Origin of the sequence: Corynebacterium sp. c24Ua_83, assembly GCF_039907245.1 — a bacterium.
Classification (GTDB): Bacteria; Actinomycetota; Actinomycetes; order Mycobacteriales; family Mycobacteriaceae; genus Corynebacterium.
The window spans coordinates 108,225-134,392 of record NZ_JASBOI010000003.1 but is presented as its reverse complement, the minus strand read 5'-3'; the positions used below and the strand labels follow the sequence as shown (position 1 = coordinate 134,392).

General features: G+C 64.2%; 20 protein-coding genes. All 20 read left to right on the top strand.

Features of this window, described 5'->3' with window-relative positions; all coding sequences use genetic code 11:
• The first annotated feature begins 230 nt into the window (after positions 1–230).
• Positions 231–1,283 (top strand): 16S rRNA (cytosine(1402)-N(4))-methyltransferase RsmH, encoded by a 1,053-nt coding sequence (gene rsmH, locus QKE30_RS03700; RefSeq protein WP_239201376.1) that lies wholly within the window; start codon positions 231–233, stop codon positions 1,281–1,283.
• Positions 1,284–1,354: 71 nt separating this feature from the next.
• Positions 1,355–2,209 (top strand): hypothetical protein, encoded by an 855-nt coding sequence (locus tag QKE30_RS03695; protein WP_239201378.1) that lies wholly within the window; start codon positions 1,355–1,357, stop codon positions 2,207–2,209.
• A 110-nt stretch (positions 2,210–2,319) separates the two neighbouring features.
• Positions 2,320–4,212 (top strand): penicillin-binding protein 2, encoded by a 1,893-nt coding sequence (locus QKE30_RS03690; protein ID WP_239201380.1) that lies wholly within the window; start codon positions 2,320–2,322, stop codon positions 4,210–4,212.
• Complete coding sequence (locus QKE30_RS03685; RefSeq protein WP_239201382.1) at positions 4,209–5,828, top strand: UDP-N-acetylmuramoyl-L-alanyl-D-glutamate--2,6-diaminopimelate ligase; 1,620 nt, start codon at positions 4,209–4,211, stop codon at positions 5,826–5,828. Before QKE30_RS03690 ends, QKE30_RS03685 begins: the two co-directional genes overlap by 4 nt.
• Positions 5,825–7,339 carry a UDP-N-acetylmuramoyl-tripeptide--D-alanyl-D-alanine ligase gene (gene murF / locus QKE30_RS03680; RefSeq protein WP_239201384.1) on the top strand — a complete coding sequence of 505 codons (1,515 nt, stop codon included), beginning with the start codon at positions 5,825–5,827 and terminating at the stop codon, positions 7,337–7,339. Before QKE30_RS03685 ends, murF begins: the two co-directional genes overlap by 4 nt.
• Before the next feature lie 7 nt (positions 7,340–7,346).
• Positions 7,347–8,447 carry a phospho-N-acetylmuramoyl-pentapeptide-transferase gene (mraY, locus tag QKE30_RS03675; RefSeq protein WP_239201386.1) on the top strand — a complete coding sequence of 367 codons (1,101 nt, stop codon included), beginning with the start codon at positions 7,347–7,349 and terminating at the stop codon, positions 8,445–8,447.
• A 105-nt stretch (positions 8,448–8,552) separates the two neighbouring features.
• Positions 8,553–10,043 (top strand): UDP-N-acetylmuramoyl-L-alanine--D-glutamate ligase, encoded by a 1,491-nt coding sequence (gene murD / locus QKE30_RS03670; RefSeq protein ID WP_347934189.1) that lies wholly within the window; start codon positions 8,553–8,555, stop codon positions 10,041–10,043.
• A 7-nt stretch (positions 10,044–10,050) separates the two neighbouring features.
• A complete protein-coding gene (gene ftsW, locus QKE30_RS03665; protein WP_347934135.1) occupies positions 10,051–11,718 on the top strand; it encodes a putative lipid II flippase FtsW in 1,668 nt (555 codons plus the stop codon).
• 5 nt (positions 11,719–11,723) lie between these two features.
• Entirely contained in the window at positions 11,724–12,836 is a 1,113-nt protein-coding gene (gene murG / locus QKE30_RS03660) for an undecaprenyldiphospho-muramoylpentapeptide beta-N-acetylglucosaminyltransferase (RefSeq protein ID WP_239201389.1), read from the top strand.
• A gap of 58 nt (positions 12,837–12,894) precedes the next feature.
• Positions 12,895–14,391, top strand: a complete 1,497-nt coding sequence (gene murC, locus QKE30_RS03655) for a UDP-N-acetylmuramate--L-alanine ligase (RefSeq protein ID WP_347934134.1) — start codon at positions 12,895–12,897, stop codon at positions 14,389–14,391.
• A complete protein-coding gene (locus QKE30_RS03650) occupies positions 14,388–15,116 on the top strand; it encodes an FtsQ-type POTRA domain-containing protein (protein ID WP_239201393.1) in 729 nt (242 codons plus the stop codon). Before murC ends, QKE30_RS03650 begins: the two co-directional genes overlap by 4 nt.
• A 165-nt stretch (positions 15,117–15,281) precedes the next feature.
• On the top strand, positions 15,282–16,619 hold the full coding sequence (gene ftsZ, locus QKE30_RS03645) for a cell division protein FtsZ (protein WP_239201397.1): 1,338 nt from the start codon (positions 15,282–15,284) through the stop codon (positions 16,617–16,619).
• Positions 16,620–16,665: 46 nt separating this feature from the next.
• Positions 16,666–17,427: a peptidoglycan editing factor PgeF gene (gene pgeF / locus QKE30_RS03640; RefSeq protein ID WP_239201401.1), complete on the top strand. Its 762-nt coding sequence runs from the start codon at positions 16,666–16,668 to the stop codon at positions 17,425–17,427.
• Complete coding sequence (locus QKE30_RS03635; protein ID WP_239201403.1) at positions 17,424–18,179, top strand: YggS family pyridoxal phosphate-dependent enzyme; 756 nt, start codon at positions 17,424–17,426, stop codon at positions 18,177–18,179. The genes pgeF and QKE30_RS03635 overlap by 4 nt, the downstream gene beginning before the upstream one ends.
• Positions 18,180–18,246: 67 nt before the next feature.
• On the top strand, positions 18,247–18,843 hold the full coding sequence (sepF, locus tag QKE30_RS03630; protein WP_239201409.1) for a cell division protein SepF: 597 nt from the start codon (positions 18,247–18,249) through the stop codon (positions 18,841–18,843).
• Positions 18,844–18,910: 67 nt separating this feature from the next.
• Complete coding sequence (locus QKE30_RS03625) at positions 18,911–19,201, top strand: YggT family protein (RefSeq protein ID WP_034986534.1); 291 nt, start codon at positions 18,911–18,913, stop codon at positions 19,199–19,201.
• A gap of 633 nt (positions 19,202–19,834) precedes the next feature.
• Positions 19,835–20,944: a DivIVA domain-containing protein gene (locus QKE30_RS03620; protein WP_239201412.1), complete on the top strand. Its 1,110-nt coding sequence runs from the start codon at positions 19,835–19,837 to the stop codon at positions 20,942–20,944.
• 56 nt (positions 20,945–21,000) lie between these two features.
• Entirely contained in the window at positions 21,001–21,159 is a 159-nt protein-coding gene (locus QKE30_RS03615) for a hypothetical protein (RefSeq protein ID WP_239201414.1), read from the top strand.
• A 352-nt stretch (positions 21,160–21,511) separates the two neighbouring features.
• Positions 21,512–24,790: an isoleucine--tRNA ligase gene (gene ileS / locus QKE30_RS03610; RefSeq protein WP_347934133.1), complete on the top strand. Its 3,279-nt coding sequence runs from the start codon at positions 21,512–21,514 to the stop codon at positions 24,788–24,790.
• Positions 24,791–24,813: 23 nt separating this feature from the next.
• Positions 24,814–26,157, top strand: a complete 1,344-nt coding sequence (locus QKE30_RS03605) for a DNA polymerase IV (protein ID WP_239201430.1) — start codon at positions 24,814–24,816, stop codon at positions 26,155–26,157.
• The last annotated feature ends 11 nt before the right edge of the window (positions 26,158–26,168 follow it).

Genomic DNA, 26,168 nt, shown 5'->3' with positions numbered 1-26,168 from the left:
CCTTAGCGCTTGACCAGATAAGACAAATTCATAGTGAAAACGGAGTGTGCGCAGGCCCTTACCTGCGTGGACGACGCGGAATCTTGACGTACTTCCCCAATGTCAAGCCCGCACCCACGCAGGTGAGGCCCTGTACGCGCTCCTTTAGCTTTTGAGTCACATAAGTATCTATGTGGCACATGAACTACATAGAGCCCCAAGAAACGCAGTGAAGGAAGGAGGGAACATCGATGAAGGAAGAGCACGGTACCGAGCAGCGCGAAAAGCACGGCCATACCCCAGTCATGCGCGACCGCATGGTCGAGCTCGTGGGGCTGGGTGTGAACAGCGAAAACGCGCCCGCCCACCCCGTCATCGTCGATGGCACCCTCGGCGCCGGTGGCCATAGCGAGGCCTTTTTGGACGCCTTTCCCCACGCAACCGTCGTCGGCCTAGACCGCGACCCCAACGCCCTGGCGGAGGCCAATGAGCGCCTGGCGCGCTTCGGGGGCCGCTTCGTTTCCTACCAGACCCGCTTCGATGGAGTAACCGAAGCGCTGGAGGACCTGATGGAGCAGGGCAAGCTCCCGGCCAGCGTGCGGGAGCACGGCATCTCCGGGTTTCTGTTCGACCTCGGAGTGTCCTCCATGCAGCTGGACCAGCCGGAACGCGGATTCGCCTACGCGGTAGACGCGCCGCTGGATATGCGCATGGATCCCAGTAGCCCGCTGACCGCCGCCGAAATCCTCAACACCTACAGCCACGGCGAGATCGCGCGCATCCTGAAGACCTACGGCGACGAGCGCTTCGCGGGCAAGATCGCCTCCGCCGTCGTCCGCGAGCGCGAGAAGCAACCCTTCGAGAACTCCGCGCGGCTGGTGGAGCTGCTGTACGCAACCATCCCGGCAGCGTCGCGCCGCACCGGCGGGCACCCGGCGAAACGCACCTTCCAAGCGCTGCGCGTCGAGGTGAACGCGGAACTCGAGTCGCTGGAGAACCTGATCCCCGAGATCTCCCGCTGGCTACATGTCGGCGCCGTCGGCGTGTTCATGAGCTACCAGTCGCTGGAGGACAAGATCGTCAAGAAGGCATTGATGCAGCTCAGCACATCAAAGACCCCGCCGGGGTTGCCGATGGAGCTGCCCGGCATGGAAGCCGAGTTCGAGCTCAAAACCCGCGGGGCAGAGAAGGCCAGCGAGGTGGAGATCGAGCAGAACTCCCGGGCCGCCCCCGTGAGGGTGAGAGCCTACAGCAGGGTCAGCGACAGAGGAAAAACAACATTTCCGCTGGACACGCCCAGTTAGCTAAGCAAAACCCCCCCAAATACCACTGATAGAAACAGCCCCGAACCTGCCGAAACTTCGGAAGGAATCACATGACAGCACCAGGCACCATCCGCACCCGAGGCCAGCACACCGACCGCGATCGCACCACCGTAGCCGGTCGCGGCGCTGCCGACCGCTCACGCGCCAAGGCTCGCCCGGCGCGCTCTAGCCAGCGCACCGCCGAGCCGACCCGCCGCGGAAGTGCCTGGGATGCCAACCGCACCAGCGCCCCGGGGCGCAGCACTCGCCGCTTCGGCGGTAGCCGGGTGGGCTCGCGCCAGCAGGTCTCGGTCCGCGGACGGCGCATCATTGCCCTGGAGCGCGGGAACCCGAAGCTCACCCGCCGAATCGTGCTGGCGGTTACTGTTTTCATCCTCGGCGTGGTTTCCATCATGGCGCTGTCCGCCGTCACGACTAAGCAGTCGTTCCAGATCTCCGATGCGCAGTCTCGAAGCACCACGTTGGAAAACGAGATCGAGAGTCTGAACCGGGACGTCGCCAACGCGAAGTCCTCCGCCAACATCGCCAAGGAAGCCAGCGAGATGGGCATGGTTACCCCGAACCAGTCCGGAATTTTGGAGGATCGCGGCGGCAAAATCGAGGAAACCCGCCCGGCCAACGCTGAAGATGGCAAGGAAGTCGTCGACGTCAACGGCGAAGCTAAGCGTCGTGGCGCAACCAGTGATCCGAACAAGACCGAACGCGTCGAGGGCCTGCACCCGGATCACCCGGTCCTCGCAGGTGACCGCGCCCCGGATGTAAACGTCATCGGTCCCCGTAACAACTCGCAGGGCAACGGTGGTCTTCCGTACTCCGGCGGCCCGGCGGGTCAGGCGCCTGCACCGGCGGCACCTGCTCCCGCTCCATCGCCTGCAGCTGAGGCCCCGGCCCCGGCACCGCGCTAGGTCACCGCGGACAGCGAACCGAAAACTTCAGACACGCCGGGGCCAACCCCGGCCTGTTTTCGTATTTACGGGGACAATAACCAAGAGTGAATAGAAAGGAGGGCAACCACGTGTCCACACCCAACGACCGCCGCTCCCCGCGGACGGTTGACTCTAACTCGTGGTTGATCCTGGATACCTCCTTCGCGCGCTTTAACAAGCGCGTACGCCTTGTGTTCCTAGTCATCTTCCTGACGGTTCTCGCCCTGATGCTGCGCCTTGCTTGGGTACAACTGGTTGCCGGCCCATCGCTGTCTAATCAAGCGCAGCTGCAACGTACTTCGGTGATTACCGAACCGGCTCTGCGCGGAGGCATTACGGATCGCAATGGCCAGGTGCTGGCCTACACCATGGACGCACGCAGCCTCTCTGTGCTCCCGAAGCAGGCCGAAAAGCGCATGCAGGACAGTTATGAAGAAAATCCCGAGGAGAACCCCGAGCCCAAGCGGCGCATCGAAGAGATCGCCAAGCGTCTGCCCGAGATGATCAATAAAGAAGGCGACGATATCGAGGAAGACGATATTCGCGACAAACTGACCAGCGATAGGAATTACCAGGTGCTGGTGCGCAACGTCGACCCGGACGTTGCCGAGAAGGTCGGCAAGGAATTCCCCGAGATCACGGTCGAACGCCAGGACCTGCGCCAATACCCCAACGGTGCGGTGGCGCAGAACATGATCGGCAAGATCAGTACCGATAACCAGGGGCAGTTCGGCCTGGAGCTTTCCCAGGATGCGCGCCTGCAGGGCATCAACGGTTCGCGCACCGTGGACATTGGAGGCGATGGCTACCTGATTCCGGGGTCTACCCGCGATGTGCACCCGGCCGTCAACGGCGATTCCTACGAGTTGACCATCGACCTGGACGCGCAGACCTATGTACAGCAGGCATTGCAACAGGCGCGGGAGAAGTCGGGCGCAAAATCGGCCTCGGCCGTCGTGCTGGATTCGAAGACCGGCGAGATCATCGCCATGGGCTCTAGCGATTCCATCGACCCGAACGGGGACATCGAAAAGCAGCTGAAGCGCAAGAAGGTCTTCGGCGATCGCGCCACGGCCGATTCCTTCGAGCCTGGCTCCGTGGCCAAGATCATGACCGCCGCGGCAGCCATCCAGGAGGGCAAGACCACCCCGGATGAGGTGCTTAAGGTTCCCGGCAGCATCGAGATGTCCGGCGTGACAGTGAAGGATGCATGGGACCACGGCGAGGTCCCGTACACCACCACCGGCATCTTCGGTAAGTCCTCGAACGTCGGCACCCTGATGCTCGCCGAGCGCGTGGGCGAGGACAAGATGTACGACTACTTCCGCAAGTTCGGTGTGGGCCAGACTGCGGGCGTGGGATTGCCATACGAGGTTGCTGGCTACATGCCGGAGCGGAACCAGTGGTCCGGCGGCACTTTTGCTAACCTGCCGATCGGCCAGGGCATGTCCATGAGCCTGCTGCAGATGACCAGCATCTACCAGGCGCTGGCCAACGATGGCGTGCGGGTGGAGCCCCGGCTGATCAACAAGATCACCACTTCTGACGGCGCGGAGCTGGACTCCGACCCGGTGAAGGAGACCCGCGTGGTCTCCCCGGAGACCGCCCGCACGACCGTGGACATGTTCCGCGCGGTGACGCAGAAGGACGAAAGCGGAGTTCAGCAGGGCTCTGGCGCGCCAGCGGCCATCGACGGCTACCAGGTTTCCGGCAAGACGGGCACGGCCCAGCAAGTGGACCCGGACACGGGTGCCTATTCGAACTCCAAGTACTGGATCAACTTCGCGGGTATCGCACCCGCCGACAAGCCCCGCTTCGTGGTGGGCATCATGCTGGATGACCCCGAGCGCGGTACTGACGGGGGCGCAGGTGGCAGCGCGGCGCCTCTGTTCCACGACATCATGGCGTGGATGCTCGACCACTACAACGTGCCACTGTCCAAGGAAGCAGGACCAAAGCTGATGCTGGAGGCAAATCAATGACATCGCTGAAGCAGCTCGCCGAAATCTGCGGAGGAACCCTCACCGGCCCCTGGGAGGGTGTGGAGGTGACCTCTGCCGCGATCGGTTCTAATGATGTGCAGCCGGGCGGCCTATTCTGTGCCGTTCCTGGTTCGAAGGTCCACGGCGCGACCTTCGCCGCGGATAGCAAGGCCGCCGCCGTTCTTACCGACGCCGCAGGACAGCGCATTATTGATGACGCCCCTACGCCGCTACCGTGCATCGTCGTCGACGACGTTCGCGAGTGGATGGGCGCCGTGTCTGCGGAGGTTTATGGCCACCCGGCACGCCAGCTGAAGACCATTGGCATCACCGGCACGTCCGGCAAGACCACCACCAGCTACCTGGTGGAGAAGGCTCTGCTGGATTCGGGGCTGAAAGTGGGGCTGATCGGCACCACCGGCACCCGCATCAATGGCCAGCCCATTCCGACCTCACTGACCACCCCGGAGGCTCCCACCCTGCAGGCCCTGCTGGCGCGCATGGTTGCTGAGGGCGCCACGCACCTGGTGATGGAGGTCTCCAGCCACGCCCTGCAGCTGGGGCGTGTGCGCGGGGTGCACTTCGACGTGGTGGCGTTTACGAACTTGAGCCAGGATCACCTGGATTTCCACCCGACGATGGAGGACTACTTCCAGGCGAAGGCGCTGCTGTTCGAGCGCGTGGAGGACGGTAGCGTTCCAGGCACCGCTGTGATCTGCTGCGAGGACGAGTGGGGCGAGCGCATGCGCGCCATCGCCGCGGAGCACTCGCCGACCGTCGCGCTGTACCCCCAGGGTGGTGACCATGCGGCCGAAACTGGTGGGCCGGTATGGTCCATTGTCTCCGCCGAAGTGACCCCTAGCGGTCGTCAGCACATTCGCCTGTCCATCGCCGGCGGCGCCGAACCCCGCGAGCTGGATTACAGCATCGGTATGGCTGGCTCCTTCAACCAGGCCAACAGCTTGGTGGCGCTGGCCTGCATCGAGACCGCCATGGGAGACCCGCTGACCAGCGACAGCGCCGCCGTACAGGCCCTGAAGGACGTGCAGGTGCCCGGCCGCATGCAGCTGGTCGAGGAGGGCCAGGACTTCCTGGCGATGGTTGACTATGCGCACAAGCCGGGCGCGGTTCAGGCCGTGTTGGGCAGCTTGCACGACTACCTGCCGGACCCGGAAGCCCGCATCGGCATCGTCCTCGGGGCCGGCGGAAACCGCGACCACGACAAGCGCGCGATTATGGGCCGCATCGCCGCGGAACTGGCGGATGCGGTGTTCGTCACGGATGACAACCCTCGGGATGAGGAACCTTCCGCGATTAGGGAGGCTATCTACGCGGGGGCGCGAGAGGGCGTCCAAAAGAAGGAACAAGAACAACCAACAGACGGCGAGACCGTGTGCGAGATCGTGCCCGACCGTGCAGAGGCCATCGCCGCGGCTGTGGCGTGGGCACGCCCCGGAGACGCGGTGGTCGTGGCCGGCAAGGGGCACGAAAAGGGCCAGTTGGTGGCCGGTACGATGCACCCCTTCGACGATGTGGAGGAGCTGGCGGCGGCCCTGAAGAACCGGGTGCGGCAAGAGCGTGAGGCAGATAATGGTGAAGGTAGGCAGAAGCGATGATTGAACTAACAACCCAGAAAATCGCCGAGGTAACGGGCAGCACGCTGATTAACGACGTGGACCCGCAGGCCGTAGTGACCGGCCCGGCGGAGTTCGACTCGCGCAAGATCACCCCTGGCGCGATCTTCATGGCCCTGCCCGGAGCCCGCGCCGACGGGCACGACTTCGCCGACGCTGCACTGCAGAACGGCGCCGCGCTACTGATCGTCGGCCGTCAGGTGGAGCAGCCCGCGCTGCTGGCCGCTCCGGTGGAGGTCAACGAGCAGACCTCCAACGCCACCGCCTTTGAATTCGACGTGGAAGGCCACGGCGCCGCAGTGCTGGCTGCCGTGGACAAGCTCGCGCGCTACAACACCGACGTGCTGGCCGCCGAGGAGGGCATGGTCGTCGTTGGCGTGACCGGCTCCGCGGGCAAGACCTCCACGAAGGACCTGATCGGCGCGGTGCTGCGCGAGGCGGGGGAGACCGTCGCCCCGCCCGGCAGCTTCAACAATGAGATCGGCCTGCCGTACACCGCCCTGCGTGCCGGCCGCGACACGCGCTTTCTCGTCAGTGAGATGTCCGCCCGCGGCGTGGGCCACATCCAGCACCTGACGACCGTCACTCCACCGCGCGTGGGCGTGGTGTTGAACGTCGGCAGCGCCCACTTGGGCGAGTTCGGTTCCCGCCAGGCCATCGCGCAGGCGAAGGGCGAGCTCGTGGAGGCGCTGCCAGCCGCCGCCGAGGGTGGCCTGGCCGTACTGAACGCCGACGACGACAAGGTCGCGGCGATGGATAAGCGCACCGCGGCGCGCGTTGTGCGCTTCTCCACGGAGGGCGCGACGGGTGCCGCGGGTGTTCCGGCGGATTACTATGCCACCGACATCGAGCTCGATGCCGTGGCCCGCGCCAGCTTTATGCTGCACCACCCGGCAGGTCAGCCGGTGCGCGTGGAGCTTTCGGTGTTCGGCGCCCACCAGGTCTCGAACGCGCTCGCCGCCGCGGCGGTTGGTATCGAGTTGGGTATTGACGCCGCCACGGTTGCATCCCTACTGAGCTCTCACGTCGCCGCCAGCGTGAACCGCATGGACGTGCGCACCCGCGAATCCGATGGGGTGACCATCATCAACGATTCCTACAATGCCAACCCCGAATCTATGCGGGCGGGAATCGACGCGCTGGCCTATACAGCCAAGGGCCGCCCCGAGGCGGAAAGCTGGGCTGTGCTGGGGCAGATGGGCGAGCTGGGCGAGGACGCAAGCGAAGAGCACGCCGAGCTCGGCCACGTGCTGGCGCAACGCCGCATCGACCACGCGGTCATCGTGGGCAACGGGGTGAACCAGCGCGCGCTGGCCGAGGCTGCCCGGGAGAGCGGGGTAGAAACGCAGGTCGTCGAGAACATCGACGGTGCGGTGAACTACCTAGACATGAGTTTGAACCCGCAGGATGCGGTGCTGATCAAGGCATCGTATTCAGACGGACTATGGGCGGTAGCAGAAGGACTGCTCATCGGCGAGGACCAAGGAGCTTAAAAATCCCATGTTGCAAATCTTTATCGCAGGTGCGGTTGCTTTCCTTGTGTCCGTACTGCTGACCCCGGTGCTGATCCGTTGGTTCTCCGCCGAAGGACTGGGCCAGGAGATCCGCGAGGAGGGGCCGAAGTCGCACTTTAAGAAGCGCGGCACCCCCACCATGGGCGGCATCGCCGTGCTGGCGGGCATCGTGTTCGGCTACCTGGTGGCCGTGCTGGTGGGGCTCATAACCACCGGCGCCGGGCCGGGCGTCAGCGGCTGGCTGGTGCTCGGGCTGACCCTGGCCCTCGGCGGGCTGGGCTTCGCCGATGACTACATCAAGCTGGTGAAGGGGCGGAACCTGGGACTGAACGCGAAGGCGAAGCTCGTCGGGCAGCTGGTTACCGCGATTGTCTTTGGCCTGCTGATCCTGCAGTTCCCGAACGCGCACGGGCTCACCCCGGGCTCCACGCACCTGTCGTTCGTCCGCGATATTGCGACGTTCGACATCGCCATTGGGGCGGCTATCGTGGGCATGGTTCTGTTCCTGATCTTCATCTACTTGGTGATTTCCGCCTGGTCGAATGCAGTGAACCTCACCGACGGCCTGGATGGCCTGGCAAGTGGCGTGACCGCGATGGTGATGGGCACCTACGTGCTGATCACCTTCTGGCAGTTCCGTAACTCCTGCACCATCAGCGCAGCGACCGCCTGCTACGCGGTACGCGACCCGTTGGATTTGTCGATGCTGGCCTCCGCTGGCCTGGGCGCCTGCCTGGGCTTCCTGTGGTGGAACGCGGCTCCGGCGAAAATCTTTATGGGCGATACCGGCTCGTTGGCTCTGGGCGGCCTGGTGGCCGGCCTGTCCATCACGACGCAGACCGAGCTGCTGATGATCCTGGTCGGCATCATTTTCGTCATCGAGGCCGCGTCCGTGGTGATCCAGGTGATCTCCTTCAAGGCCACCGGCAAGCGCGTGTTTCGCATGGCGCCGATCCACCACCACTTCGAGAACAAGGGGTGGGCGGAGACCACCGTCGTTATCCGCTTCTGGCTGCTCGCCGCGCTGGCTGCGATGTCCGGTTTCGCCATCTTCTACGCGGAGTGGCTCAACGGCGCCAGCTTCTAGGCCTGCCGGTGGCAGGCCCGCAAACCCACAATTCGCTAGCAATGTAAGGACAATCCAGCCGTGGAATCGACACACGCACTTCAGCCCGCAGACGCCCTAGAGACCATGCGCACCCAGACCGTGCTGGTCGCGGGTGCGGGCGTGGCCGGGCGGGGTGTGATCTCCATGCTCTGCGCCCTCGGCGCCCGGTCGGTCCTGGTGGCAGACGACAACGCGCAGGCGCTTGGCCACATCGCCGACGATGGGGAGACGGAACTGCGGCTGCTGAATGTCTCCGAGGCCATCGACTCCCTAGAAGACCTGGCGCCGAGACTCGTCGTGACCTCCCCGGGCTGGAAGCCCGAGTCCCCGCTGCTGGCCCGCGCCACCGAGCTGGGCATTCCCGTGATCGGGGATATTGCCGCAGCCTGGCTGGCGGACCAGGCCGGGGCCTTCGGCGAGCCCCGCACATGGCTGGCGGTGACGGGAACGAATGGTAAGACCACCACTACGGCGATGCTGACCTCCATGCTGATCGCCGATGGGCGCGCTGCCCTGGCTGTGGGCAACATTGGCATCGCCCCTTCCGCCGCCCTGGCTGGCCAGCACCGTGGCGAACCCCGCTCCGACGTCTTTGTCGCCGAGGTATCGAGCTTCCAGCTGCACTGGGCGCCCATGTTCGAGCCCGCCGTTGGCTGCATTCTGAACCTCGCCGAAGACCACCTGGATTGGCACGGGAGCTACGACAACTATTGCGCGGACAAGGCACAGGTCTTGACCGCTGAGGAGTCTGTCCTGGCCCTGGACGACTCAGACGTTGTGGCCACCGCACGCGCTCGCCAGGTCGCGGCTCGCCGTGGGTACACGATTCACGACCCTGAAGAGGTGGCGTCAGAAAACACGGAACGAGTAGTCGGGGTGCGCGACGGGCGGCTGATCGAGGTCGTCATCGACGACCCGAGCCAAACCACGGGCCTCGCTCCGGCGCAGGGGATTAGCCCTCCCGGACCTGCAGGGCTTGCCGATGCCGCGGCGAGTGCGGCGATGGCGCGTGCGCTGGGCGTGGCTCCGGCGGCTATCGAAGCCGCGCTGGCCGGATTCAAGGTGCAGGCACACCGCGGGCAGGTTGTGCTAGAGCACGGAGGCGTTACCTGGATCGATAACTCGAAGGCCACCAACCCGCACGCCGCCGAGGCCGCGCTGCGGGGCCAGCGCAACGTGATCTGGGTTGCCGGCGGACAGCTGAAGGGTGCCGCGGTCGACGGGCTAATTCGGGCGGTCGGCGGCGCTCTCAAGGCAGTCGTGGCCCTGGGCGTGGATCGCGCGGAGCTCGTCGCGGAAGTGTCGCGGCAGCTGCCCGACCTGCCGGTCACTGTTATTGACGCCACCGATCCAGAAGAAGCGATGCGTGCCGTCGCCCGCGCCGCCCACGGGTTGGCGCAACCCGGCGACAGCGTGGTGCTGGCCCCGGCGGCAGCGTCGCTGGATATGTACACCGGCATGAGCCAGCGTGGCGACCTGTTCGCCCAGTATGCGGTGGCATATGCTGGGGCCGATACAGCCGAACAAAAGGCCCAAGAGGCCCAAGAGACTCAAGCAACACAGGAAAGGGGATAGGCGCGCGATGTCCACTCCGACGTCCAATTCGAAGCGCCGGCGCATCCCCGGCGCAGGGGAGAACAGCCCGCACGGTGAGCGACCCGAGCCGGAGCGCAAGGCCGCGAACCAGGAATCTGGCGCCGAGCGCGGCTTGGCATCCCTGCACCGCAAGTTCACCGCTCAGCTGGCCACCCCGCAGCTGAACTACAAGGTGCTGATGGTCGTCACGGCGTGCCTGACCATCCTGGGGCTCGTCATGGTGCTGTCGTCGTCGATGGTGACTTCCTATGCCAGCGGCGCGAGCGTCTTTGGTGAGTTTATTAAGCAGGCCGTGGTCGTATTCCTCGGATTGGTGGCTATGTGGGTGGCGCTACGGATGCGCCCGGAGACGATTCGCAGGTATTCCCCGTGGCTGCTGGTAGTTGCGATTGTGATGCTGATAGCGGTGCTCATCCCCGGAGTTGGCATCGGCGGCGACGAGGTCGGTTCTAACTCGTGGATCCGTATTGGCCCCGTTGGCGTGCAGCCCTCTGAGGTGGCGAAGTTAGCGCTGGCGGTGTGGGGCGCAGCGACCGTTTCTTACCGAGCACGCGCCACGCAGCGCCTTAATACCGGCCTCGGTGCCTTCTTGGCCGTAAGCACTGCGATTGTGATGCTGGTGCTGTTACAGAAGGACCTCGGCATGATGTTCTCCGTGGGCATCGTGGTCGCCGCGCTCATTATCTTCGCCGGCGTTAGCCGTCGAGTGATCACCTGGGTGCTGGGGGCAGTCGCGGTGCTGGGCGTGTATGCGATCACCCGTCAGAGCTTCCGCGGTGATCGTATTAAGACGTGGAAGGACGCCCTGACGCTGAACTTCAGCGAGTCCACGACCCAAGGTGCGGCCTACCATTCCCACCAGGGCATTTTGTCTCTGTCTGATGGTGGGATGTTCGGCGTCGGTTTGGGACAGTCCCGAGCAAAGTGGTTCTACCTGCCAGAAGCAAAGAATGATTTTATTTTTGCCATTGTGGGCGAGGAGCTGGGGCTTCTTGGCGCACTCTTCGTTGTGTTCCTGTTTGGAATGCTGGCCTGGTTCGGGATTCGCACAGCCCTGGCGCAAAAGGATCCTTTCCTGCGGCTGCTGGCGGCAACGCTGACCATCGGTATTTCCGTGCAGGCTTTCTTCAACATGGGCTACGTTGTGGGTCTGCTGCCGGTGACTGGCATCCAGCTGCCGCTGATCTCCGCCGGCGGTTCGTCGGCGATCATCACCCTCATTTCCATGGGGCTGCTGTGCAACTGTGCCCGTAACGAGCCCGAGACGGTCTCCTCCATGCAGCACGAAGGCCGACCGCTCATCGACCGCATTCTCCTGCTGCCGGAGCCGCAGGGTTACAAGGCGGGCGAGCAGCGCCGGAACGAGCGCCGCGAGACGGCCTATAGCTACGGCGAGCCAGTTACCCGACAGCGGGCGAGCGCTGGCCGGGGGAGCCAGGACGTCCGCCGCGAACGCGACCGGGTGGAGCAGTCCATCCGTCGCGTCGGCGGCGAGTCGCGCCTGCGTGGCTACGATGGAGTGCGAAGGCAGGACCTGCCGCCCACTGCGACACCGAAGCCAATGCCGCGTAGCCGCCACCGCGCGGACGAGGCGGGGCCGCCGAGGGCGCGCAAGACTCGCAGAACTATCGATAACCGACACAGGAGGCGCTAGCCAAAGTGAACCCGAAGCCAGAAGCCGACCGGAAGCTATCAGTCGTCGTTGCCGGCGGCGGAACGGCCGGGCACATTGAACCCGCCATGGCCGTGGCAGAGGCAGTTCGCGCGCAGCGCCCCGACGCGCGCATCACCGCGCTGGGCACCACCCGTGGCCTGGAGACCACCTTGGTGCCGGCACGCGGCTTCGACCTGGAGCTGATCCCTCCGGTGCCGGTGCCGCGCAAGGTGAACAAGGACCTGGCTACGCTGCCGCTGCGCCTGCGCAAGGCTCTGAAGGAGACGAAGCGGGTGCTGCGCGAGGTGGAGGCCGACGTGGTTATCGGCTTCGGCGGCTATGTTTCCGCCCCGGCCTACCTGGCCGCACGCTCTTTGAAGATCCCTTTCTTCGTCCACGAGGCCAATGCCCGCGCGGGCGTGGCCAACAAGCTGGGCGTGAAGCTGGGCGGAACTGGCCTGGCCGCGGTGGAGGATTCTGGCCTGGATGCCGAGATCGTGGGCATCCCCGTGCGCGAATCCGTGCTGAAGATGGATCGCAAGGCCCTGCGCGCGGAAGCTCGCGAGTTCTTCGGCGTGGATCCGGAAGCTCCGCTGCTGCTGGTCACCGGCGGTTCGCAGGGCGCGCGCAGCATTAACAACGCAGTGGTGGATGCGGCGAAGACCCTGCAGGACGCGGGCATCGGTGTGCTGCACGCCTACGGCAAGAAGAACGAGGTTGAGCTGCCCACAGCGGTGAAGGAGGGCACACCTCCCTACGTGGCCGTGCCGTACATCGAGCGCATGGATCTGGCTCTCGCCGCCGCGGATGCGATCCTGTGCCGCTCAGGCGCAATGACCGTGGCCGAGGTCTCCGCCGTCGGCCTGCCGGGAATTTACGTGCCGCTGCCGCACGGCAACGGCGAGCAGGAGCTCAACGTCCGCCCGATCACCCACGCCGGTGGCGGAGTGATCATCAAGGATGCCGAGCTTACCGGCCACCGCGTTTCCCAGGAAGTCATCCCGTTGCTGCGCGACGAAACCCGCTGGCACGCCGCCAGCCTGGCAACGCTGGCCGCGGGCCACAGGGACGCTGCCGAGAAGATCGCCGAAAAGATCATCGCAGCAGCCGAAGCTTAGCCCTAGCCCCCATAACAAATTCTTTGTACCCCCTCCTTCCAGAAAGGCATCTTCCACGATGAGCGAGCAGCCTCAGACCACGGACCTCTCCCGCGTGCACATGGTGGGCATCGGCGGTGCCGGCATGTCCGGTATCGCCCGCATCCTGCTGGACCGCGGCTACCAGGTCAGCGGGTCGGACATGAAGGAGTCGCGCAGCATCATGGCGCTGCGCGCGGCCGGCGCGCAGATCCAGGTCGGGCATGCAAAGGAGAATCTGCGCCTGCTGGGGGAGGCGCCGACGGTGGTCGTCACCTCCTTCGCCGCGATTCCGCAGGATAATCCGGAACTCGTCGGCGCCCGCGAGGCAGGCATTCCGGTGCTCCGCCGCTCCGACATCCTGGCGCTGTTGCTGCAGGATCGTCGTGCTTTCCTGCTGGCGGGTACGCACGGCAAGACCTCTACGACGTCGATGGCTGTGGCGGCGCTGCAGGCTGCGGGGCAGGATCCTTCCTTTGCCATCGGCGGCCAGCTGAATCGCGCGGGAACGAATGCCCATAACGGCACCGGCGAGATCTTCGTAGCCGAGGCTGACGAGTCCGATGGTTCCTTCCTATCCTATTCGCCCGAAATCGCGGTGGTCACGAACATCGAGCCCGACCACTTGGATTACTTCAAGACCGAAGCGGCCTACCGGGAGGTATTCGAGAAGTTCGCCCACCGCATTGTGCCGGGTGGCTTCCTGGTCGCGTGCCTCGACGATCCGGGTTCGGCCGCGCTTGCCGAGAAGCTTATCGCCGGTGCCGAGGACGGCGAGCCCTTGCCGTTTAGCGTTGTTGGTTATGGCACTGCCGAGGCTTGTGACGCCCACTCTTCTGTGCCCCCAGCAGCGATCATCGAAAGCACGGAGGTTACCGCCGAGGGCACCGTCTCCGCCTTGCGACTGACTGAGACCGTGAACAGAGCCGCGCAGCAGGGCGCTGGCACCTATTCGCTGCGCGTGGCCATTCCGGGCATCCACATGGTGTTGAACGCAACTGCGGCCGTGCTGGGCAGTGTGCTGCTGGGCGCGGACGTGGAGAAAGTCATCGCGGGCGTCGGTGGTTTCGACGGCGTTCGCCGCCGCTTTGAGTACCACGGCACCCGCCAGGACGTGGAAGTCTACGACGACTACGCGCACCACCCGACCGAGGTCGCGGCCGTCCTGTCGGCCGCACGTCAGCGGGTGGAAGCCCGCGGTGGGCGCATCGTGGCCGTATTCCAGCCGCACCTTTACTCGCGCACGATCAACTTCGCCGACGAGTTCGCCGAGGCATTGTCCTTGGCCGATCAGGTGGTGCTGCTGGACATCTTCGGCGCCCGCGAGGAGCCGGTGGAAGGCGTGGATTCGCGGATTGTTGGAGACAAGATCGATGCCTCCACCGAGTGCGTCTTCGAGCCTGACTTCTCGCGTGTGGCCGGGGTAGTCGCCGGGCTGGTGCAGCGTGGCGACATGGTTCTGACCATCGGCGCGGGCACCGTGACGATGCTGGCGGACGAGATTCTGCTGGAGCTGGACCGTGGTGATCGCGGGTGAGTAGGGCGTCAAGAGCAAGAAGCGAGAAGAACCAGCGAAGCTCGAAGGGCCAGAAGGGTCAGAACACGCCGCGTAAGCGCCTGCAGTGGCTGGTCGCGGGGCTAGTGGCGCTGGTCGTGCTGCTGGGTGTGCTCGCGTATGCGGCGCCCATCGTGAAGGTGTCGCAGATCGATGTGCAGGGCACGACGAACGCGGATCCGCAGGCGATCCGAGAGGCCAGCGCCATTAACGCGGGCGACAACATGCTGCGCCTGAACATGGCAGAAGCCGCCCAGGGCGTATCAGCCGTGCCGTGGGTGGAGAAGGTGACCGTCAAGCGCTCCTGGCCCACGACGGTGACGGTCGATGTGACCGAGCACCAGGCCATCGGCTACGTCATGGATGGCGACACACCGCACGTGGTGGACGAAAATGGGCAGGTGTTTTTGACGGGTGTGAAGCCTGAAGGGTCTTTGGAGTTTAAGAAGACCAAGGCGGACGACGCCCGGGCTATCGACGCGGCGACGAAGGCTCTGACTGCGCTTTCGGATGATCTGCGCGGGAAGCTGGAGGGGATCGAGGCCGAGTCGGCGGATAGTATTCGTCTCTTCTTCCCTAATCAGGCTGTGTATTGGGGCTCCGCCGATAGGGCGGACGAGAAGGCCGAGGCGACCCGAATTGTGTTGGGACGCGAGGGAAATTGGAACGTCTCGAACCCCGCTATGCCCACCGTCAGGCAGGGCTGAAGTGGGGATGAAACCCCAGTTTAAGCTTTAAGTTGAACTTTAAGGATACGACACGCCACCAAAAATGTGCACCGTCAAATGCTTGACGGCTAGGAAGATGGACGCAACAGCAAACCGGTAAACCGCAAAGCACGAAAAATTCTTTAGGAAGGCGGAAAAGCGCACATGACGAATCCTGGAAACCACCTCGCTGAGATCAAGGTGGTCGGTGTCGGCGGCGGCGGAGTAAACGCCGTCAACCGCATGATCGACGAGCAGCTGCAGGGCGTGGAGTTCATCGCCATCAACACTGATGCGCAGGCTCTGATGCTGACCGATGCGGACATCAAGCTGGACATCGGCCGCGAGGAGACCCGCGGCCTGGGCGCTGGCGCTAACCCGGACGTTGGTCGCAAGTCCGCAGAGGATCACAAGGACCAGATCGAAGAGATCCTGGCCGGTGCCGACATGGTGTTCGTCACCGCAGGTGAGGGTGGCGGCACCGGCACGGGTGCAGCCCCGGTCGTGGCGAACATCGCGAAGAAGCAGAACGCCCTGACCGTCGGCGTGGTTACCCGCCCCTTCGGCTTCGAGGGCCGTCGCCGCAGCAAGCAGGCCATGGAGGGCATCGAGGCCCTGCGCGAGGTCTGTGACACGCTGATCGTTATTCCCAACGACTCGCTGCTGAAGATGTCCGAGGAACAGCTGTCCATGATGGAGGCCTTCCGCAAGGCCGATGAGGTGCTGCTCAGCGGTGTTGAGGGCATTACCAAGCTGATCACCACCCCCGGTGTGATCAACGTGGACTTCGCCGACGTGCGCTCCGTCATGACCGACGCGGGCTCTGCCCTCATGGGCATCGGCACCGCTCGCGGCGATCAGCGTGCGGTCAAGGCCACCCAGGCGGCTATTAACTCCCCGCTGCTGGAGAGCACCATGGAAGGCGCCAAGGGCGTGCTGCTTTCCTTCGCTGGCGGCTCCGACCTGGGCCTGTTGGAGGTTTCCCAGGCCGCGGACCTGGTGGAGGAGAAGGCCGACGAGGACGTCAACCTGATCTTCGGCACCATCATCGACGACCAGCTGGGCGACGAGGTCCGCGTGACCGTCATCGCCACCGGCTTCGACGATTCCCCGTCCGCGACGTCCAACAACCAGCGCTCCGGTGCGCACCACGCGCAGGAGAGCGCGGACGCGGCTGCAGGTGCCGGCGCTGCACAGTCGACCAACCTGTTCGGCGGCCAGGAGGCTCCGCAGGCTGGCCAGAACTCCCAGTACGCAGTGCAGGGGCAAGAGGCCCCGCAGGCGGGCTCCGCGCAGGCCGATCCGGCCGCACCGCAGGCTGGCACCCAGTCCAGCTTCGCGCAGCGCCGTGGCACCGTGCCGCAGCACGCGCAGCCGGAGCCGCAGACTAACCAGGGTGGCGGCCTGTTCACTTCCGCTCCGCAGCAGCCGCAAAACTCCACCAACTCTGGCGTGGATCTGACTGAGGAAGAGGACGACCTGGATCTGCCGGACTTCAACTAGTCCGCCGGATACCACCTCACCAGATGCCAAAACTAAGGAGTTTGCTTTGAGCCACGACCAGAGCCCGAAGGTGCGGAAGGTCTTCACCGACCGCAACGGTGGGATCTCTACGGGCGCCTACGCCTCGTTCAACCTGGGCGATCACGTGGGCGATGACCCGGCGGCTGTGGCTCACAACCGCCAGCGCCTGGCGGATGTGCTGGGTCTGGACGTGGGGCGCCTGGTGTTTATGGAGCAGATCCACTCGCCGAACGTCACGGAGGTCACCGCCGACCACCTTGTGTCTTCTGCGCCCGCTGAGGCTCCTGCGTCGCCCGTCATCGAGGCTACTGACGCCCTCATTACCACCCTGCGAGGTACTGCGCTGATCGTCCTCACCGCTGACTGCGTTCCGGTTTTGCTGTCCGATGAGGACGCGGGCGTGATCGCTGCGGTTCACGCTGGGCGAATGGGAGCCCGCAACGGAATTCTGCGCCGCACCATTGCCCGCATGGAAGACCTGGGAGCTGTGCCTAGCAACATTCACGCGCTGCTCGGCGCCGCTGCTAGCGGAGAGAACTACGAAGTGCCGCAGGCTATGGCTGCGGATGTGGAGTCCAAGCTTCCCGGCTCGGCAACCACCACCGCCCAGGGCACCCATGGGTTGGACATTCGTGCTGGTCTGACCCGCCAACTGCTCTCCCTCGGAGTGCGCAGTATTGATGCGGATCCGCGCTGCACAATCGACCCGGAGCACGCCGATCGTTTCTTCTCCTACCGCCGGGAGGGGACGACTGGCCGTCAGGCGGGCGTAGTGTGGATGCCATGACGGAGCAGAAGAGCGTGAACAGCGAAAACCAGGTGGCCGATGACCTTCCCGGTGGCTCGGCGAACCTGAGTCCCCGGGCGCAGGAGATCGCTGAGAACCTGGCGCGCGTCAGGCGCCGCATTGCGGTGGCCGGGGGAGCGGATCTGCTGCCCATCACCAAGTTTCACCCTGCTGAGGACGTGAAGCTGCTGACACAGCTGGGCGTCACCGCCGTCGGCGAGAACCGCGAACAGGAAGCGCGCGATAAGCACGCACAATTGGTAGATACAGGTCTGCAGTTCCACATGGTGGGTCAGGTGCAGACGAAGAAGGCGAACTCTGTTGCGCGGTGGGCAGCCGCCGTGCACACCGTGGATTCGCTGAAGCTGCTGAATGCGCTGGATCGCGGCGCGGGCCTGGCGTTGGAGCGCGGCGATCGAAGCGAGCGCCTGCCGGTGCTCCTGCAATTCAGCGCCGACGGTGATCCGCAGCGCGGCGGGGCAGTGGAGGCGGACATCGACGAACTGGCCGATGCCGTGGCCGCGGCCGAGAACCTGGAGCTGCGCGGGCTGATGACGGTACCGCCGCTGGACGCCGATCCGGCGGCCGTATTTGCCCGGGGTCGGCAGCTCGTCGAGCGCATCACAGACCGTGTGACGGGCGCTGCCGTGTACTCCGCTGGAATGAGCGGCGACCTGGAGATTGCCCTCGCGGAAGGCTCCACGCTGGTGCGTGTCGGTACGGATATAATGGGCGCGCGACCAGTACTTTAAACCACATAGCTGCATACATTCCTTAACAAGCTAAGAGATTCAACCAACGGAAGGTTCCTACAGAGCAATGTCAGAAAACTTCATGGACAAGACCAAGCGGTTCTTCGGTTTTGATTCCGTGGAAACCTACAACACGGATTACTACAGCGACGGCTACGGCTCTCGCGAGCGCGACCGTGCTGATCGCGCAGACCGTGTTGAGCGTGATGCCCACGAGCCTTCCTACCGTTCCCGTTCTGAGCGTGACTTTGGCGACCGCGCAGAGCGCGGCGGCCGTTATGGCCGTTCCGAGTACGCTGACCGCGCAGAGCGGGGCGACCGCGAGGATCGCTACTCTTCCCGCGGCGGAAGCCACTATTCCTCCTCCTACGCGGAGGCTCCGGCGAAGGAGAAGGATCCTTCGGCCTTCGTGTCCTTTACCTTGAGCTCCTACACCCAGGCCGGCGAGCTGGTGGATAGCCTCAAGGCTCGCGAGGTTGTCGTCTTCTCCCTCAGCGGAATGGAAAAGGGCGAGGCAAAGCGAGTACTAGACTTCGCCGCTGGCCTGAGCCGCGGCCTGGATGCACAGCTAAAGAAGCTCAAGGGTGTGCGTAACTTCATCTTGCTGCCGAAGGGCGTGACCCTGGCGCAGGATCAGCTGGATGCCATCGCGGAGACCATCTAGCCAGCGCGCCAGCCGTTTTAGAAGTCTTTTAACTCATAAAGGTCGTTAAACAATAGAGAGTGCTTAAGTGAACGAAATCCTGCTTCTGCTGATGTGGCTGATTCGCTTCTACATTCTGATTTTGATCTTGCGCATCATTATCGAAATGATTCAGTCCTTTTCCCGTAACTGGCGCCCGCAGCGCTGGTTCAGCATTGTGGCCGAGCCGCTGTTTGTGGTTACAGATCCCCCGGTTAAGGCGCTTAGGAAGTTGATTCCGCCGGTTCAGCTCGGGGGTGTGGGGCTGGATGTCTCCGTGCTTGTTTTGTTTTTCGGTCTGCAGTTGCTGACCATGCTTCTTGGGGCATTTGTTCGCTAACACAGCGAAAGTGCAGCGACAGTACGGCGAAGATAGGGCGAAAAGTTCTTTGGAGGATTCTTCGTCCAAGAACCCGCTAGTAGTTCACTAGCGAGGCCGATATCAGTGCATCCTTAAAGTTATAAAACTAAGGGGGTGGATGCCGGGGGGAGAAGAATGAAACGGATATTCAGCAAGCTGTTGTGAATATCCGTTCGTGGGGCTAGGATTGGAGACATCTTCGCGGTAAGTGAGTGAGGCTGCGGAGATGTCGTGTGTAGTGACGGAAGCCGCTGCCGGTCGGGAATGTGGGTCTTGGCCGGTGGCGGTTTCCTTATTTCCTTCACCTGTTACATCGTCGGCGCGTTTCTAGCGTTACGTGTTCACACCGAATAGGTGAAGAAACTTTTGTATGGGGGTGAAACTAGGGGGTGATGTCCTGTCTGTGGTGTTAATGAGGTTGCAGTAAATTAATGTTGAGGCTGAGCTATACGGTGTTATGCCGCGCTACGCAGTTAATCTCGATCTAAAGTTGAGACTGAACCAGCTTATGCTGGTATGCTTTGTAACTGTTTCATAAACCATCAATAGTTCATTACTGTTGTGAACGCCTTCTAGCACTTTGAGGCAATCCGAAAGGGAAAGGGACAACCTATGCCACTCACTCCGGCTGATGTGCACAACGTAGCTTTTAGCAAGCCGCCGATCGGCAAGCGTGGTTACAACGAGGACGAGGTCGACCAGTTCCTGGATCTCGTGGAGGACACTCTTGCGGAACTGCAGGACGAAAACTCCGACCTCAAGCTGAAGGTCGAGCAGCTGGAGTCCGGTTCCGCTAATGGCGCTGGCGCCGGTGTAGCAGGCGCTGCTGGTGCTTCCCAGGTTGACGAGGCTGCACTGCGTCGCAAGATTGAGTCCGACCTGCGTGGCCAGTTCGAGTCCGAGTACTCCGCGAAGCTGGAGCAGGCTCGCAAGGACGCTCGCGCCGAGGTTCAGGCAGAGCAGGGCAAGGCTCAGCCGCAGGCCGCTTCCCAGGCAAACATCGCCGAGATCGAGAAGAAGATCAAGGCTGACTACGAGGCCAAGCTGAAGGCCGCTGAGGATCGCGCCGCTAAGGCAGAGAAGGCTGCTGAGGATGCCAAGAAGCAGGCTCCGGCTGCTTCCGGCGACGGCAAGTCCGGCGTCGCGACCGCCGAGACCCACATGCAGGCAGCCCGCGTGCTGTCCCTGGCACAGGAGACGGCAGACCGCCTGACCGGTGACGCGAAGGCAGAGTCCAACGCCATGCTGGAAGAGGCTCGCGCCACCGCGAAGAAGACCATCGACGACGCCGACAGCAGCTCCAAGAACACCCTGGCGGACGCACAGAAGCGCTCCGAGGCTCAGCTGGCGGATGCGAAGACCCGCTCCGAGAAGATGCTGGCAGACGCGGAGGAGAAGTCCAACGCACTGCTGGCAGACGCAAAGCAGAAGTCCGAGGTCATGATCTCCGACGCTACTGCTCAGTCCCAGGCACAGATCCGCTCCGCACAGGAGAAGGCAAACGCCCTGCAGGAGGACGCAGAGCGCAAGCACACCGAGATCATGAACACGGTCAAGAAGCAGCAGACCACCCTCGAGGCACGCATCGAGGAGCTGCGCACCTACGAGCGCGAGTACCGTACCCGCCTGAAGACCTTCCTGGAGTCTCAGCTGGAAGATCTGAACAGCCGCGGCACCGCCGCTCCGGCGGGCTCCATCGAGATCGAGGGCGAAGACAACTAATAGCACCAGCGCCTTAGTAACGGCCCACTACCGACCGCCAGGAGGAAACAGTAACGATGCTCGCTGCAGCAATCCTCCTGGCGGTTCTCGGCTTTGCGGCCCTAGTCGTTAGTCTCGCGGTCGGATCCACCATCTGGGCCTGGATCTGCGTGACCGTAGCCCTGATCGGCGTGGCATTGTTTGTCTACGATCTGATCCGCCATCGCAAGCGCTAAAGGTTCGCTAAGGGCTAAGGCTCTGATCCCGCACACGGCAGTGTAAGGTGGGAGCCGTAACTGAATATCCTTCAAAAGTACGCATTGATCCGGCCATCATCGGGGAGCGTTCCTGGAAGAACGGTGTCCGCACTCCACACGCGAAGGCTAGGGCGGGCACTTATTAGACCCAGGCGGAGTCGCGGCACGTTATCGCCGTAAGAGACGAAGAGGGCGTATCACGAATTACGCCAATCAGGGTGGTACCGCGCAAGGCGTTTCTAGCCGATGCGTCCCTGTTTTTTAGCGAGAACACCGCCGACAGCGAAACTGTGGGCGTCACTAAAAAGAGCGAAGAAACAGGTACCACACCATGAGCGAAGCAACCCCAGCAGGCGGCGCCTACCCGCGCGTCGATATGTCCAATGGCGGTTCGACCGCCTTCCCCGCACTCGAAGAGAACGTGCTGAAGTACTGGGAGAAGGACGGCACCTTCAACGAATCCGTTAACTCCCGCGAGGGCAACGAGGAATATGTCTTCTACGACGGTCCGCCCTTCGCCAACGGCCTGCCGCACTACGGCCACCTGCTGACGGGCTACGTCAAGGACATCGTCCCGCGCTACCAGACCATGCAGGGCAAGAAGGTTGCCCGCGTTTTCGGCTGGGACTGCCACGGCCTGCCCGCCGAGCTGGAGGCGGAGAAGCAGCTGGGCATCAAGGATCGCGCCGGCATCGAAGAGATGGGCATGCGCTCCTTCAACGAGTACTGCGCGACCTCGGTGCTGCGCTACACGGACGAGTGGAAGGAATACGTCACCCGCCAGGCGCGCTGGGTGGACTTCGACAACGGCTACAAGACGATGGACCCGGGCTTCATGGAGTCCGTCATGTGGGCCTTCAAGGCCCTCTACGACAAGAGCCTGATCTACCAGGGCTTCCGCGTTCTGCCGTACTCCTGGGCGGAGCACACGCCGCTGTCCAACCAGGAAACCCGCCTGGATGATTCCTACAAGATGCGCCAGGATCCGACCATCACGGTGACCTTCCCGATCACCGGCGCGACCGAGGACACTGCCTCTGTGAAGACCCTGGCTGAGCACCCGGAGCTCGCCGATGCCGCGTTTATCGGCTGGACGACCACCCCGTGGACCACGCCGGCGAACCTCGCCCTGGCGGTCCACCCCGAGGTGACCTACGCCGCGGTGCGGATTGGTGATGACGCCATCGGTGCCGACGGCGCAGAGGGCATGCATGGAAAGACCGTGGTGCTGGCCGACGACCTGCGCGGTGCATACGCCAAGGAGCTGGGGGAGAAGGCCGAGGTTCTGGGCACCTTCACGGGTGCTGAGCTGGAGGGCATGACCTACGAGCCGCTGTTCAAGTACTTCGCCGAGCGTGCGGGCGAGAAAACCGGCGCCGGCGAGGGTACCGAGGGCGGAGAGGGCAGGCAGTTCAAGGCGGGTGCTTTCCGCGTGCTGTGCGCCGACTACGTCAGCACCGCCGACGGTACGGGCGTGGTCCACCAGGCTCCGGCTTTCGGTGAGGACGATATGTTCACCTGTGAGGCAGCGGGCATTGACCTGGAGATCCCGGTGGACATGGACGGCAAGTTCACCTCCTTGGCGCCCGACTACCAGGGCCAGCTGGTCTTCGACGCGAACAAGGCAATCATTAAGGACCTGAAGGCCGCGGGCCGCGTGCTGCGACACCAGACGATCGAGCACTCTTACCCGCACTCCTGGCGCTCCGGCGAGCCGCTGATCTACATGGCCCTGCCGTCTTGGTTCGTGGCCGTGACCAAGTTCCGCGACCGCATGGTGGAGCTGAACCACGAGCAGATCGAGTGGATGCCCTCCCACATCCGCGACGGGCAGTTCGGCAAGTGGCTGGAAGGCGCCCGCGATTGGAACATCTCGCGCAACCGTTACTGGGGCGCGCCGATCCCGGTGTGGGTCTCTGACTCCGAGGATTACCCGCGCATGGATGTCTACGGCTCCCTGGAGGAGCTGGAGCGCGATTTCGGCCGCAAGCCGGCCTCTCTGCACCGCCCGGACATTGATGAGCTGACCCGCCCGAACCCGGATGATCCGACGGGCAAGTCCACCATGCGCCGCGTGCCGGAGGTGCTGGACTGCTGGTTCGAGTCGGGCTCCATGCCGTTTGCGCAGAAGCACTACCCGTTCGAGAACAAGGAGTGGTTCGATACCCACTCCCCGGCGGACTTCATCGTGGAGTACTCTGGCCAGACCCGTGGCTGGTTCTACACCATGCACGTTCTGTCCACCGCCCTGTTCGACCGCCCGGCCTTCAAAAAGGTCGTGGCCCACGGCATCGTGCTGGGCGATGACGGGCTGAAGATGAGTAAGTCCAAGGGCAATTACCCGAACGTCAACGAAGTCTTCGACCGCGACGGCTCCGACGCCATGCGGTGGTTCCTGATGAGCTCGCCGATCCTGCGCGGCGGCAACCTGATCGTCACCGAGCAGGGCATCCGCGAGGGCGTGCGCCAGGCGATGCTGCCCATGTGGAACGCCTACTCCTTCCTGCGCCTCTACGCCTCCCTGCCGGCGCAGTACGATACGTCCTCCACCAACGTGCTGGACCGCTACATCCTGGCGAAGTTGCGCGACACTGTGCAGGGGGTGACCGATGCGCTGAACAACACGGACATCGCCACTGCCTGCGACGAGATCCGCTGGTTCTGCGACGCGCTGACTAACTGGTACGTCCGCCGTTCCCGCGACCGCTTCTGGGCGGGCGACGCCGTCCACCCCGAGGCCTTCAACACCCTGTACACCGTGCTGGAGACCCTGTGCCGTGCGGCAGCTCCACTGCTGCCGATGACCACCGAGGTGATCTGGCGCGGCCTGACCGGTGAGCGCTCCGTGCACCTGGCGGACTTCCCGAAGGCCGAGGATCTACCCGCCGACGCGGAGCTGGTGGAGGCCATGGATGCCGTGCGCGCGGTCAGCTCCGCGACGAGCTCCCTGCGCAAGGCACACAAGCTGCGCAACCGCCTGCCGCTGCCGAAGCTGACCGTCGCGCTGCCGAACGCCAGCGCGCTGGAGGACTTCACGAAGATCATCGCCGACGAGGTGAACGTCAAGCAGGTCGAGCTGACCGAGGACGTCGCCCAGGTCGGCGGCTTCGAGGTCGTGGTGAATGCCCGCGCGGCCGGGCCACGTCTGGGCAAGGACGTCCAGCGCGTCATCAAGGCCGTGAAGTCCGGCAACTACACCGTCGACGACGCGGGCGTGGTCACCGCCGACGGCATCGACCTGCAGGATGGCGAGTTCACCCGCAAGCTCGTGGCCGCTGAGCCGGAGCACACGGCAGAGGTATCCGGCCAGGACGGCCTGGTGGTGCTGGACACCCAGACCACCCCGGAGCTGGAGGCCGAGGGCTGGGCCGCCGACCGCGTGCGCGGCCTGCAGGAGGCCCGCAAGGCCGCCGACCTGCAGATCACCGACCGGATCCACCTGACCCTTTCCGTGCCCGCGGACAAGGAAGAGTGGGCGCGCACCCACGCGGATGCCATCGCCAAGGAAGTGCTGGCCACAGATGTGAAGGTTGTCGTCGACGAGCAGCTCAGCCACGACGTCGCCGATGGCTGCTCGGCTGACATCGCGGTGGCGTCGGTGGCGTCCTAAAGAAAGACCCGCAGGGTACGCGCATGCGCTGGGTGGCTCACATCGATATGGATGCGTTCTTCGCCTCCGTCGAGCAGCTCACCCGACCGACCCTGCGCGATAGGCCGGTGCTGGTCGGTGGCTTGGGAGGCCGTGGGGTAGTAGCCGGTGCCTCCTACGAGGCTCGGGCTTTCGGGGCCCGCTCGGCGATGCCGATGGGGCAGGCCGTGCGCCTGTGCAACAACCGCGCCGTGGTGGTTAAACCACGCAAGGAGGTGTACGCGGCCGCCTCCCGCCGCATCTTCCAGGTCATCCGCTCCCACGCTGGCGTGGTGGAACAGCTATCCGTGGACGAGGGCTTCGCCGAGCCGCAGGGGTTGGATAGCGCCGCGGAAGCCCGCGACTGGGCCGAGAACCTGCAGGCTAGAGTCGAAGAGGAGACCGGCCTGCCCGCTTCCGTCGGCATGGCCGCGACCAAGCTGGACGCGAAGATGGCCAGCGACCTGGCTAAGCCCCACGGGGTGTTCGTAGTACCGCCCGAGGCGCGCATGGAGGTCTTCGCCGACCGGCCCGTTGGCGACGTGTGGGGGATCGGCAAGGTTGCACAAGGCAAGTTGCACACCATGGGGATCGACACGATCGGACAGTTCGTTGCCGCCGACACCACGGATGTGCGCGGCGCCCTGGGCTCGGTTGGGGTCGAGGTGCAGCGCATGGCCGCCGGCGACGACCCGCGGCCCGTCGCTCCCCGCGCGCCCGCCAAGCAAGTCAGCGCGGAAAGGACTTTGCAGGTGGACGCGCGCACCACCGCAGAGGCCATGCGCGTGCTGCACGAGACCGCGCTGGCCATGCACCGCCGCCTGTTGAAGGACGGCCGCGCCGCCCGCACTGTGACCGTCAAGACGCGCACCACCGACTTTCAGCTGCACACGAAGTCCGCCGGGTTGCCCGCGCCGACGGAGGACTTCGACAAGATCTTTGCCCTCGCCCAGCGCCTGATGCCACGCCCCGAGCAGGCCGGTGCCTTTCGCCTGGTCGGGGTGAGCGTGTCCGGGCTGGTGGCCGACCGCCAGGAGCTGCTGTTCCCCGAACTCGACGGCCCGCCGGTGCCCATCGTCGCCCCTGAAACCGATGCGGGGTTTAGTTCTTTGGTTGATGACGCCACCACGGCCCGCCCCGTGTGGCATGCCACCCAGGATGTATCGCACGTGGAGTTCGGGCACGGGTGGGTGCAGGGATCCGGCAACGGGGTGGTCAGCGTGCGTTTCGAGACCGCCGCGACCGGCCCGGGGAAGACCCGCACCTTCCGCATTGACGATGAAGACCTAAGCCCCGCCGACCCGCTGGACAGCCTGGCCTGGGACCTCGACGGGCTGGCGGAGGACTAGAAACTGAGAGG